This is a genomic window from Chromatiales bacterium (assembly GCA_024234935.1).
In the GTDB taxonomy this organism is placed as follows: Bacteria; Pseudomonadota; Gammaproteobacteria; order Steroidobacterales.
In genome coordinates this window covers 433,378-445,751 of record JACKNI010000001.1, presented here as the reverse complement: position 1 = coordinate 445,751, position 12,374 = coordinate 433,378, and the positions used below count along the sequence as shown (strand labels likewise).

The 12,374-nt window shown below is 60.5% G+C and carries 12 protein-coding genes; 7 read left to right on the top strand and 5 right to left on the bottom strand.

Features of this window, described 5'->3' with window-relative positions:
* Window positions 1-51: 51 nt before the first annotated feature.
* From H6979_02075 to H6979_02050, 6 genes are all read left to right on the top strand, one after another.
* The gene (locus H6979_02075) at window positions 52-1,059 is read left to right on the top strand and encodes an HNH endonuclease (GenBank protein ID MCP5138632.1); all 1,008 of its coding nucleotides are present in this window, start codon (window positions 52-54) and stop codon (window positions 1,057-1,059) included.
* 23 nt (window positions 1,060-1,082) lie between these two features.
* Window positions 1,083-1,943, top strand: coding sequence for an ATPase (locus tag H6979_02070; GenBank protein MCP5138631.1), 861 nt, complete (start codon window positions 1,083-1,085; stop codon window positions 1,941-1,943).
* A gap of 5 nt (window positions 1,944-1,948) precedes the next feature.
* Complete coding sequence (locus H6979_02065) at window positions 1,949-2,572, top strand: class I SAM-dependent methyltransferase (GenBank protein MCP5138630.1); 624 nt, start codon at window positions 1,949-1,951, stop codon at window positions 2,570-2,572.
* Between the two features lie 87 nt (window positions 2,573-2,659).
* Window positions 2,660-3,868 carry a CoA transferase gene (locus H6979_02060; GenBank protein ID MCP5138629.1) on the top strand — a complete coding sequence of 403 codons (1,209 nt, stop codon included), beginning with the start codon at window positions 2,660-2,662 and terminating at the stop codon, window positions 3,866-3,868.
* Window positions 3,869-4,624 carry a hypothetical protein gene (locus H6979_02055; GenBank protein MCP5138628.1) on the top strand — a complete coding sequence of 252 codons (756 nt, stop codon included), beginning with the start codon at window positions 3,869-3,871 and terminating at the stop codon, window positions 4,622-4,624.
* A 37-nt stretch (window positions 4,625-4,661) separates the two neighbouring features.
* Window positions 4,662-5,525 carry an NAD-dependent epimerase/dehydratase family protein gene (locus tag H6979_02050; protein MCP5138627.1) on the top strand — a complete coding sequence of 288 codons (864 nt, stop codon included), beginning with the start codon at window positions 4,662-4,664 and terminating at the stop codon, window positions 5,523-5,525.
* A 21-nt stretch (window positions 5,526-5,546) separates the two neighbouring features.
* On the opposite strand, the gene H6979_02045 is transcribed toward H6979_02050, so the two are convergent.
* Genes H6979_02045 through H6979_02035 form a run of 3 tightly spaced genes read right to left on the bottom strand, consistent with a single transcriptional unit; the run spans window position 5,547 to window position 6,603 of the window.
* Complete coding sequence (locus H6979_02045) at window positions 5,547-5,867, bottom strand: hypothetical protein (protein MCP5138626.1); 321 nt, start codon at window positions 5,865-5,867, stop codon at window positions 5,547-5,549.
* Window positions 5,864-6,277, bottom strand: a complete 414-nt coding sequence (locus H6979_02040; GenBank protein ID MCP5138625.1) for a phage holin family protein — start codon at window positions 6,275-6,277, stop codon at window positions 5,864-5,866. Before H6979_02040 ends, H6979_02045 begins: the two co-directional genes overlap by 4 nt.
* A gap of 23 nt (window positions 6,278-6,300) precedes the next feature.
* A complete protein-coding gene (locus H6979_02035; protein ID MCP5138624.1) occupies window positions 6,301-6,603 on the bottom strand; it encodes a DUF883 domain-containing protein in 303 nt (100 codons plus the stop codon).
* Window positions 6,604-6,743: 140 nt separating this feature from the next.
* Here H6979_02035 and H6979_02030 point away from each other — a divergent pair, with 140 nt between their 5' ends.
* Window positions 6,744-8,648: a S8 family peptidase gene (locus tag H6979_02030; protein MCP5138623.1), complete on the top strand. Its 1,905-nt coding sequence runs from the start codon at window positions 6,744-6,746 to the stop codon at window positions 8,646-8,648.
* Here H6979_02030 and H6979_02025 read toward each other — a convergent pair.
* Together H6979_02025 and H6979_02020 are read right to left on the bottom strand one after the other, a co-directional pair.
* Window positions 8,645-10,525, bottom strand: coding sequence for an ABC transporter ATP-binding protein (locus H6979_02025; protein ID MCP5138622.1), 1,881 nt, complete (start codon window positions 10,523-10,525; stop codon window positions 8,645-8,647). The genes H6979_02030 and H6979_02025 overlap by 4 nt on opposite strands.
* A 42-nt stretch (window positions 10,526-10,567) precedes the next feature.
* Window positions 10,568-12,274 (bottom strand): thrombospondin type 3 repeat-containing protein, encoded by a 1,707-nt coding sequence (locus H6979_02020; protein ID MCP5138621.1) that lies wholly within the window; start codon window positions 12,272-12,274, stop codon window positions 10,568-10,570.
* Window positions 12,275-12,374: the final 100 nt, after the last annotated feature.

Sequence of the window (12,374 nt, the reverse complement as noted above, 5' to 3'; positions counted from 1 at the left end):
TTGTAGGCTAGAATCAGCTCCACCTCAGCCCCGACAGACACACGTCGAAATATGGCCAGTATCTTTGTCGCCGCAGTGGACTCCGCACAGGACCGGACCGATCTCGAGAGGTCGGTGGCCATGCCGATTGAGCGTCAGCAGGTGATCCGCAGTTTCAGCGATGCAACCTACCCTGAACTCATCGACATAGAGCGGCGCGGCCACGGTTTTTATGGCTGGGGCCTGCACGGGCAACCCGAGAATATCCAGCACTGGTTCCAGATGGGGGTCGGGGACTTCGTGCTGCTGGTCCAGCGGGACCATTTTCGCTATTACGCCAAGGTGCTCGGGCGGTACCAGAATGCCAAGGCAGCCTCCCTGATCTGGGGCACCGATCGCCCCGAAGACGAAATCCGCGAGTATCTGTTCTTCCTGTCCGAACCGGTGCCACTCAGCCTGCCTTGCACCGAACTGGTGGACTATCTGCCCGTCGTTCCCGGCGAGATCAGTCGCATATCCGCCGAGTGCATCGACCGGATAGAGGCAGATTTCGGCGGTATTGAGCGCTTCGTGCGCCGGCGACTGCTGAATACTTCGGTAGGCGGTCCGATCCTCGACATGAGCGGGATGATCCGCATGTCGGAACGCGACATGGCCAAACTTCAGCTGCTCGAGCCACAGAACAGCAAGGAAGGCCGTCAGGCTGTCGTTGACACCATCATCAAGCGCCGCGGTCACCCCGGATTCCGGCAGGCCTTGCTCGAGGCCTACGAATACCGGTGTGCGATCACCAACTTCACCGCAATGGACGCGCTTGAGGCAGCCTATATCGTGCCGTTTCGGGGCAAATCCACCCACGACGCCACGAACGGCCTGCTGCTCCGCGCCGACGTACATACCCTGTTCGATCTGGGCAAAATCGCCATCGATACGAAAACCATGTCGGTGGTCATCAGCGATGACCTGATGGACACCAGCTACCGCATTCTCGCCGGTCGCCCGCTGCGCTACCCGCGTGACGAGAACCAGCGCCCCAGCACTGAAGCACTCGACCTGCACCGCCGGCTGGCGGGACTCTGACGGCCCACGGTTATACTGCCGCCATGTTCATGACCCGCGATGAGTTTCTGGCCTGGCCGCGCCGCGCGATCACGCTCCTCGGCATGTCCGGCGTGGGCAAGACCACCCTCGCCTACAAGCTGCCGAGTTCCAGCTGGTTTCACTATTCGGGCGACTACCGCATCGGCACCAAGTACCTGGAGGAGCCGTTCCTTGACAACGTCAAGGCGCAGGCCATGAAGGTACCGTTTCTGCGCGACCTGCTGCGCAGTGACTCGATCTATATCTCTAGCAATATCACCGTCCACAACCTCGAGCCGATATCGACTTTCCTCGGCAAGGTCGGTGCGGTAGGTCAGGGCGGCCTTCCGTTTGCCGAGTTTCGGCGGCGACAACGCCTGCACCGCGATGCGGAGATTTCGGCGATGAAGGACGTAGCCGCCTTCATCGACAAGGCTCATGACATCTACGGCTATGACCACTTTCTGAATGATGCCGGCGGCAGCATCTGCGAACTCGACGATGACAGCATGCTTGAAGTGCTGGCCAGGCACACCCTGATCCTCTATCTCCGTGCCGGCGACGATATGGAACAGGAACTCATCCGGCGTGCAGTCGAGCGGCCCAAGCCACTTTACTACCGCGAAGACTTCCTCGAGGCGCAACTGGCAAATTATCTCGATGAAACCGGTTGCAGTTCGGTAGAGCAAATCGATCCCGACAAGTTCGTTACCTGGATTTTTCCGCGGCTTGTCCAGCATCGACGACCGCGCTATACGGCGATTGCCGAACAGCACGGCTATACCGTCAACGCGCGTGATATCAATACGCTGCGCGATGAAACTGACTTTCTGGAAATGGTTTCTGCTGCGATTACCCGGCGCAGCGAGATGCACGCGGGGTAGATCGCATGGGTTTCTATAGTGACCGTATCCTGCCCAGGCTGATTTCGGCGGGCATGAAGAACAAGGCCATGACCAAACACCGGCCGCGTATTCCGGTGCTCGCCAGCGGCCGGGTTCTTGAAGTCGGTATGGGACCCGGATTGAATATCCCCTACTACGACCGCAAGGTCACGCACCTGTTCGGGCTGGAACCCTCCGAGTTGCTGCAGACCAGAGCGGCTGAACTTGCTGCTGCTACCCGGAGTCCCTTTCCGGTGGAGTTTCTGACTGCCGGTGCGGAAAGCATCCCGCTTGAGCGTGCCAGCATGGATTGTGTAGTGAGTACCTGGACGCTTTGCTCGATCCCCGATCTGGACCGTGCCCTGGCCGAGATCCGGCGTGTGCTGAAGCCGGACGGGCAGCTGCTGTTCCTCGAGCATGGCCGGGCTCCCGATGCCGCCGTTGCACGCTGGCAGGACCGGCTCGCGCCGGTATTTCGCGGACTGGCCGGCTGCAACCCGAACCGGCAAATCGACGCCTCGATTGAAGCTGCCGGATTTCGCTTTACGGACATCGAACGCAGCTATTTTGACGGGCCACGATTCATCTCCTGGCACTTCGTCGGCAAGGCCACGCCGGACAGGCGCTAGCCTGGCGGTTTTGCAGGCAGCATCGGAACTGGCAGAATGCCGGTTCCACGGACCATCCCCACTACGACCTCAGTGAGCGATCCAATGATGGACAAGAAGAAGGGCGAGAGGCCCCTCGACGGCTACCGCGTTCTCGAAATGGGCCAGTTGCTGGCCGGCCCTTTTGCGGCCAGCGTACTTGGCTATTTTGGTGCCGAGGTCATCAAGATCGAACCACCCGGCAGCGGCGATCCGATTCGCACCTGGCGCGTGATGAAGGATGGCGTATCGCTGTGGTGGCACAGCCTTGGGCGGAACAAGAAATCGGTAACGCTCGATCTGCGGACGCCGCGAGGCCGGAAAATCGCTCGCGAACTGGCGCTGAAGTCAGACATCCTTATCGAGAATTTCCGCCCCGGCACGCTGGAAAAATGGGGCCTCGGCCCCGCAGATCTCTGGAAAGACAATCCGGGCCTCATCTACGGCCGTATTTCGGGCTATGGCCAGGATGGGCCCTATGCCGCGAAACCGGGCTTTGCGTCGGTCTGCGAGGGGCTGGGCGGCCTGCGATACGTCAACGGCTTTCCGGGTCAGGCGCCTGTGCGCCCGAACCTGAGCATCGGCGATACGCTGGGTGGCATTCACTGCGTGCTTGGCGTACTGCTGGCCTGTATTCAGCGGGCCAGGGATCCGGAGCGACGTGGCCAGGTGATTGATGCGGCGCTCTATGAATCGGTATTCAATCTGATGGAAGGCGTGGTCCCAGAGTATTCGGGTGCACGCGTTGTCCGTGAGCCCTCCGGATCCACGCTTACCGGCATCGTGCCGACAAATACCTACAAGTGCCAGGATGGCAAGTTTGTCATCATCGGCGGTAATGGTGATTCGATCTACAAACGACTGATGCAGGCGATCGGGCGTACTGATCTGGGTGATGACCCGCGCATGGCAGACAATGCCGGCCGGGTTGCCCACGAGAAGGAACTCGATGCGGCGATCGGTGCGTGGACGGCGTCATTGTCCTCAGTCCAGGTTCTCGATGTACTCGAGAAAGCCGTGGTGCCTTCCGGTCCGATCTACAGTGTCGTGGATATGCTCGGCGATCCACATTTCAATGCCCGCGGGCTGTTCGAGGAAGTGCAGGTCAACGGCGAAGCGCTCAAGATCCCGGCGATGATGCCCTTCCTCAGCGCGACACCCGGCCGCACTGACTGGCCCGGCGCAACAGTCGGCGAACACAACGATGAAGTGCTCGGCGATTTGCTCGGCTATGGAGCCGAAGAACGTCAGGCGCTGGCGCGCGACGGCGTGATCTGAGTGTCGTCCGGATCCTTCAGTCTGCCATTTGTCGAGAACCTGGTCGAACACAGCCTCGCCAGCCTTGACTTCAGTGAGCGCACTGGAGCGGCGGGTGGACCTCTGCTGCAACTGAAGGCTCTGGATGCACCGCATGCAGATGCCGGTTTCGTGCGACTGTGGATTGCCGAACCGGGCAGCCTTGCTGATCGCATGGTGCATTTCCGCCTGTGCTCGGGCCCGGTCGATACACAGTTATTCTTTCTGTTCGGCCGTGCCGACAGCGTGATGCCGCATTTTCATGTACAGGTGGTGCAGTTCTCGCCGGAGGCCTGTGTATTCAATGCGGATTTCCTGCCGCGCGTGGATCCGGTCGACCATCCGGACTATTTCCGTCAGGTGTTTGCCCCCTTGAACATGCCGTACTGGAAAGCAATAAACGACTACCAGAACGTGTGTTCACATGCGCCAGGCAATCCGGCCATCGCCACCTACCTTTCGCACTGGTCCATTGGCACGAGTCGCCCTGCAACCGCAACCGAGCTTGCGAAGGTAACGCCAAGCATTCACGCGTATCTGGCGCACTGGCTGGCATTGGCAAATGCGCTTCGCTTCAATGGCCCGGACGCCGAGCTCCTGCGCAGGCGCGATGCGAAGCACCTGGCGTGCTTTCTGGACGAGGACCTGGATCCGCGCGCCTGGAAGGGTGTCTATACCGTGGTCGGCAGGGAAGTCGGACAGGAGATCCGGCAGATCATCGCAGAGCCCCTGCATTAGACTGAAAAGCAGATTGGCGACCACAACGGGACAGAACATGAAAATTGCAATCGTCGGCGCTGCATATACCGGCCGGGCCGCAGCCCTGTACTTCAAGAACAGAGGATACTCCGTCAGCGTCAGCACCACGCGGCAGGAGCGGACGGCTGATCTTGCCGAGGTCGCGAATCATATCGTTGTCATGAAAGGCAGTGATTCGGCAGCAATGGCAAGCCTGATCAGGGATGCGGATATCGTACTCCTGAGCATGGCTGGTGGACTCGGTGTCAAGGACGGCAAGCCCTACATGGATCCGGTTGCTTACCGGGACTCCTATGTGGGCACCGCTGACGGACTCATCGGCGCGCTCTCCGCGGCACCGAATCTCCGGCAGATCATATTCTGCAGTTCAATGAACGCCTATGGCGATGCAAATGGCGCGAATCCGGTCGACGAGAACACACCGGCAAATGCTGCCTCCCCCGCCGCCCAGGTCTTTGTCGAGACCGAAAAAAAGCTGGCAGCTCTGGAAACAGACACGCTAAAGGTGTGCAACTTCCGTACCGGTACCATCTACGGCCCGGGCCGCGAACACCGCAATGAGCTGAAGCACATCGCCGGCAAGCAGATTCCGTTCGACGGACAATCCGATGCCATGCTGATTCACAGGGACGACGTGGTACGTGCCATCGGCTTTGCCGTTGACCGTCACCTGTCGGGACTCTACAACCTCTTCAATGACATTCCGGAAAACAAGGCAGACTTCTTTGCCCGGGTTGCAAAACGTGAAGGGCTGGAGCCGGTGATCTGGCTGGGTGTATTCAAGGGTCCGCGCGGCGTGTCCAATGCCAAGCTCAAGCAGGCCGGATTCAGCTTCGCGGATCCGCTCGGCGAGCGGGAGAGCGAAATCCTGCTCGCTTGATCCGATCCGCTGTCGCAGTCATCACTCGGACTGCGGCAGCATTCCGGCAAGGTGCGCACGATCATGTCGGAGTCGGCGTATGCCGGCCCACAGCGCCAGTCCGGTACTGATCAACTTGAGTGTCCGTCCGCGGCCCACTATCGCAAGCATGGCCAGTATGGACCCGGAAACCAGCAGACCTGGCAGGGTCGTCAGCTGTTGCGCAATGCGGATCCCGCGCTGGACTCCGCCCAGTTGTTCCTCAATGTGACCGATTTCCCGGCGCAGCTGCTCGCGCTGGCTGTCGCAACGCTGCAGGAGCATCGCGCGCCGCTGTTCGAGACCGGAAAGAGCAGCGCTCATGAGCCGTTTCTCATCCCGCCCCTGAGACCGTCGCTGTCCTTTTTCAACTCGCCCAGAGTGTCTGCGAGCATCGGTGGTTTGCGACGCAGTTGACTGGAAAGTTTCCAGGCACCCAGACTTGCCATCAGGAAGAAAAAGGCCGTCACCAGGACAGATACGAGGATCCGCTGGCTGTCCCAGAACGCGAATATCAGCGACAGGCCGGCCAGCAGGCAACCCATGCCGGCAAAGAAAATCGTGAAAAAGCCGATGGCCAGCAAGCCGGCCGCACGGCGAACCTCGACCTGCAGTTCAAGGGTCAGCAGTTCGAGGCGCGTCTGCCCGACATCGATAAGTGACGCCAGTACATTTCTCAGCGACTGAAGCAGCTTGCTGATCGGGCCTCCGGCTGAAGGCGTGTTGTTTTCCATGACTGGTGCTTCCGCAACAGGTATCAACGCCGGTTGATCAGGATCCCGAGCAGAAGTCCGAGACCGGCAGCCATGCCAACCGCCTGCCACGGGTTCTTGTGTACATACTCATCCGCTGATTCCGCAGCCTGCCTTGCCTGGTCAGTTGTCTTCTTCTGAATTTCGGACAGTCTTTCCCGGGCCTGATTCACCGAGGCCTTCGCCCGTGCGCGGACAGCCTCGATTTTTTCGCCGGTCTGGCTTGCAGTAGCCTGCAACAGCGCTTCCGCATCTTCGATGACCGTCTGTAAATCGCTGAACAGTTTGTCTTTCGTTACCTTTTCCATATTCGTCATGTTGGTATGCTCCGTTGGCCTGGTTCTCCAGTGTACATGAGATGTAATCGGCACTGCCCGGACCGGCTTTTGTGCTTTGCTGCATACTCCACGTCGAGATGCGCCTCGGGGATGATGACCGCGGAGGATTTATGCGATTTGCTCATGTGTTTGGTGCCCTGACGGCGGTATTCCTCATTGCGCAGAGCGGCATGGCGCAAAGCGCCGCGGACGGTGAAACCGCCCGGCAGCCCCCCGTGTCGCATGGAACGGCGCGCCTGATCGTCAAGCTGCGTCCGGCAAGTGATGAGCCGGTGCGCGCCCAGGCGCTTGCCGCGACCGACGGCGCATCAAGGCGCGTCAGTGCATTGGGTCAGCGCACAGGCCTCGCGGAACGGCTGTCCCGGAGTCTGGGTGGCGACCTGAGCATGATCCTTCTGGACAAGCCGTTGGCAGATGCGGAACTGGAGTCAGCTCTCACCTTGCTGCGCGCCGATCCGGAAGTCGAATTTGTCGAGATCGATCAGCGCCGCTACGCGCAGGCGGTGCCCACTGATCCGATGTATGTAGACCAGTGGTATCTCCAGGCGGACCAGCCGTCTGCGGTAAATTTCACCGCCGCCTGGGATCTGACGACCGGCAGACCGGATACCGTGATCGCGGTGCTCGATACGGGCGTACGCTTTGATCATCCCGATCTGGGGCGGGATGGCATCGATCCGGGTGGCCGGCTGGTGCCCGGCTATGATTTTGTCTCCGGGGAGTCGGCCGGCAGCTTTGTCAGTGCAAATGATGGCAACGGATGGGATGCCGATGCTTCTGATCCGGGTGACTGGGTACGCAATGAAGACCCGGCGGGCCCTCTGGCGAATTGCGATGAACACGACAGCTCCTGGCACGGTACGCGTGTTGCCGGCATGCTGGGCGCGATTACGGACAACAATACGGGCATTGCAGGCGGTATTTGGAACGCGCGCATCCTGCCGGTTCGCGTATTGGGCAAGTGTGGTGGCTACGACTCCGACATCATCGCCGGAATGCGCTGGGCTGCCGGATTGAGTGTTCCGGGGGCACCGGCCAACCCGACGCCCGCGAAAATCCTGAATCTGAGTCTCGGCGGTACCGGCAACTGCAGCAGCAGCTATCGCCAGACGATAACGGCATTGACTACAGCTGGCGTGCTGGTGGTGGCTGCTGCCGGTAACACGGATGGCGAGGCTGTGGAAACGCCGGCGAATTGTGCGGGCGTACTGGCTGTAGCCGGCCTGCGACAGGTTGGCAGCAAGGTCGGCTATAGCAGTCTCGGACCGGAAGTCGGCATAGCGGCCCCGGCTGGCAATTGTGTCAACCTTGGTGCCGGACAACCCTGCCTTTTTGCGCTTACCACGACTTCCAACACCGGGCTGACCGTGCCCGGACTCTATACCTACAGGGCCAGCATCGGTACGAGCTTTTCAGCACCGATCGTTGCGGCCATCGCCGGCCTGATGCACGCGGTAAATGGGGAGTTGGCCAACAGCGAGATGATTGCGCGCATCAAGTCCGGTGCCCGGCCCTTTCCAGCTCCTGATCCGGCCATTCCAACTTGCCCCACACTGGACAGCCTGACAGCGCAGTGCAATTGCACCACCACGACCTGCGGCGCCGGAATGGCCGATGCGCCCGGGGCGGTGAGTGAAGCCTTGCGACCGATTGCACGCATTGTTGAGCCTGGTAATGGCAGGGCTGGCGAAACCATAACCCTGGACGGCTCTACCAGTGGCGCGGCCCGCGGACGCGGTATTACCAGCTATGCGTGGAGCGTGTCGGGGGGCATGGCAGAAATCGTCGGTACCAGCACTGCTGCGACGGCCAGGCTGCAGATTTCGGCAGCGGGACCCGTGGGTGTGCTGTTGACGGTTACCGACGACGTTGGTGCCGAGGATTATGCCGGAGTCACTGTAAATGCGGCGGCGGCTGCCAGTGGCGGCGGTGGCGGTGGACTGATCCACCCGCTGCTGCTTGTGATCCTGCTCGCCGCCGGGCTGAGCCGCCGGCGCCAACCGGTGCACCGCTAGCGATAACCCTGCGCCTGCAGCTGGAACAGGTGCGCATAACGGCCATTCATCGTCAGCAGTTCGGCATGCGTGCCGTATTCAGTGATGCGGCCATTCTCGATCACAGCGATCCGGTCAGCCTGGCGTACTGTCGAAAACCGGTGTGAGATCAGGATCGACATCCGGCCCGCAGTATGTTCCCGGAAATACTCGAAGAGTTCAGCCTCGGCTGCAGCATCCATCGAGGCGGTGGGCTCATCCAGTATCAGCACATCCGCCGAGACCCGCATGAAAGCCCGCGACAGGGCGACCTTCTGCCATTGCCCGGTGGAAAGCTCTTTGCCGCCACGGAACCAGCTGCCGAGCTGGGTCGCAAAGCCCTGCTCCAGCCGCTCGATGAAGCTCATGGCCATACCCTTGCGTGCCGATGCTTCCCAGCGACTCTCATCGGCGTAGGCCTCTACATCGCCAGCGCCGATGTTCTCGCCGACGGTGAACTGATAGCGGTTGAAGTCCTGGAAGATCACTGCAATCTGCCGGCGCAGCGCCTCGCGATCCCATTTGCGGATCTCCAGCCCATGCAAGGAAACCATACCAGAATCAGGTTGATAAAGTCCACATAAGATCTTGATAAGCGTTGATTTACCAGCACCATTCTCACCCACCAGAGCGAGACTTTCGCCGGGCCGTATATGCAGGTTGATATCGCTCAGCGTCGGTGCCGTCGAGCCCGGGTAGGTGAATGAGACGTGCTCAAAGCGTACCCCGTCGCTCCGATCCGGGCCGTGGCTCAGTGTGCCCCAGCGATATACCGGTGCCTGCTCCAGATATTCGTACAGATTGGTCAGGTACAGATTGTCTTCATACATTCCGCCAATCGACGCAAGGCTGGCGGAGACTGCGCCCTGTCCTTGCTTGAACAGCAGCAAGTACATGGTCATCTCGCCGATGGTGATGAGGCCCTGAACAGCGCTGACAGCGATCCAGGCATAGGCACCATAGAGTACCCCGGTGCCAAACAGACTGAGCAGCAGGCCCCAGGTTTCGCGCTTCAGGGTGAGCGCCTTGTCCTCACTGTAGATCTTCGTGAAGATCTGCTTGTAGCGACCGAGCAGCAGCGGACCGAGCTGGAACAGCTGCACTTCCTTGGCATTGTCGTCCCGCGCAAGGACGGTCTCCAGATAGAACTGCAGCCGCGATTCCGGCGCACGGATGCGGAATAACCTGAAGGTATCTCCGGAGAATTTGGTTTCAGCCACAAATGAAGGCAGTCCCGCGAAGATCAGCAGTGCCATGGCCCATGGCGAGAACCGGGCCAGCAGGAAGCCAAAGCTCACCAGTGACACGAGCTGCTGGAACAGTCCGAAATTGCGCATCACCAGGCTGAGCGGCCGGCTGGAGGCTTCGCGCCGGGCACGGGTCAGCTTGTCGTAGAACCCGGCGTCCTCAAACTGAGTCAGGTCCAGGGTCAGGGCTTTTTCCAGAATCATCTCGTTGACGCGCTGACCGAGTTGCGCGCGCAGGAGCGACTGGCAGGCGCTGATGCCGCGTTGTGCAGCGCCGAGCAGCGCAATGACTGCTGCCTCAAGAACAACGAGATCCAGAACGTGTACATAAACCGGCGCAGCCCCGGCCTTGACCAAGCCCATCTGCAGGACGATCGCATCAATGACCAGCTTGCCGACCCACGCGGCAGCCGCCGGCAATACGCCGGTTGCAATCGTCAGTGCGGCAAGCGCCAGCGCGAGCTGCCGATTAGTCTCCCAGACCAGCCGGATGGCTCGCCCGCTGTAGCGGAGTACCGAAAGGTTGAGGCCAAGCTTGTTGAGCAGACCGGACGGTGGCGGCGGTGCAGGCCCGGGAGCAGGGCCGTGAGGACTCCATGTGCTGCGGGTCATGGAGGAAGCAAAGCGCGCTCGGCGTCCGTGATGGTCCTGACGTCAGGGCGCAATTCCGGAAGGTCCGGGAGGCTTGCCGAACAGGGCCTTGAAGCCGGCCAGATCGGCGAAGTTGACGATTCCGCCGCTGCCATTGAGATCGCCATTCGCATTCGGGGTTCCAAACATCGCCTTGAAGGCGGCCAGATCGGCAAAATTCACGATACCGCCACTGTTATCCATGTCGCCGTCGCAGATGTTGCCATAACCATCGCCGTCCGTATCGCGCTGACTGTTGCCACCCGCATCGGGCAAGAGCGGACCGTTAGCGACATCGATGCAGTTGTCCTGTTCGTCGTAAGCGCCGTCACCATCCGTATCGGCAAGCAGCTGCCAGGCGAGACCGTAATCCCACTTGAACGACCCCACTCGCGTCACGCGCAAAGCATAATGTGCGCCGGCCGGAACGACCATCCAGATGTTTTCAGTGTTCTCTATTGTGCTCTGCGAGGCAGAGACTACCGGACTGCCGGCGACAGCCAGATCGATCACCTCCAGATTGAGGTCGCGCAGCGTCGCAGCAGGATTGAAGTTAGTTGCCGTTCCGCCATTGATATCCAGATTCCAGACCAGTGCTGCTGTCAGCAGGCGCGGCTTCACATCGATGGGGAGCGGATAAGTCCCCGCAGAATTGCTGCCTGAGGCACCGCCGAAGGCAGGGTCATAGTCAAAACCGCGACCGGAGACGCTGCCGGCCGCATTGCCGTCTTCCGTGCTGGCCTGTTCGCCACCTGCAAGGATCCAGTAGCTGTTGCGGACATTCAGCTGACCGGCACCATAGCGACGATCCAGGCCATTGCTGGTCTGGTCAGCACTGCTGGTCCGGTAATTGAGCAGATCGATGGAGGTGCTGTCATGCGTGACACGATCAGCACCCGCCATCAATACCGCCTTGATGACTTCTGAACGTTCTGCATTACGGACCAGGATCCCGGCGCGGTTCGTCACGCTCGTGCTGACCGGATCACTCGACCATGCCGGGTTGTCGTGCCCTGCCTGCACCAGCATGGCGACCGCCGAAGCGATGCGCGGCGCAGCCGTACTCGTGTAGTCAGAAGGATCGACCAGATCCGGCCGGGTACGCCCGACGGTATACGTTTCATCCAGGGCAACCGAACCCACTTGGGTCTGACCGTCGGTACGCCCGGCAGCAATCACGTTGTAGGCTGAACCAAGCAGGGCCACATAGCTGGTTCCGGCACCATTCCCCAGCCCTACAACCTGAATGTATTCGTCGGTTTCAACCAGCCAGTCCACGCGTCGCAGCACGTAGCTTTCGGCGCCGGGTGCGCTGCCCACATAACTGTGGTTGGCGACACGGCTGGTGGAAGACAGCGGCCGGCTGCCACCGTTCCCCAGGATAGTAAGCAGAGCGCCACCACCCATCCAGTCATTGGCGGAGAACGCCGTGATATCGCTGACGCCCGGCGCTATCGAACGCATGTTGCCGTAAAAACTGCCACCGACACTGGTGGCATGACTGGAATAAAGTCCGGCCGGGGCACCGGAGGCATTGCTGATTGTCTTGCCGACAAACTCGGCATTGGCCGGATCAGGGAACCAGGCCTCCTGGCCGTTGACTTGGGTACTGCCCTCCACCTGGGTAACCCGTATCCCCGTGCCATCCGGAGTTGCCAAGCCCAGTTGCTGCTGCAACTTCGTGTAGCCGATATCTGCCCGATAATCTGCGGCAGCGAGTGCGGGAAGCATCGCGAATACGCCCAAGCACAGGCGGATCGAAAAATGGCTGGACGGATACATGGCCTGAATAGTAGAGCAACGCCACCCCTCTGTGGGAGCCGGATCGTGC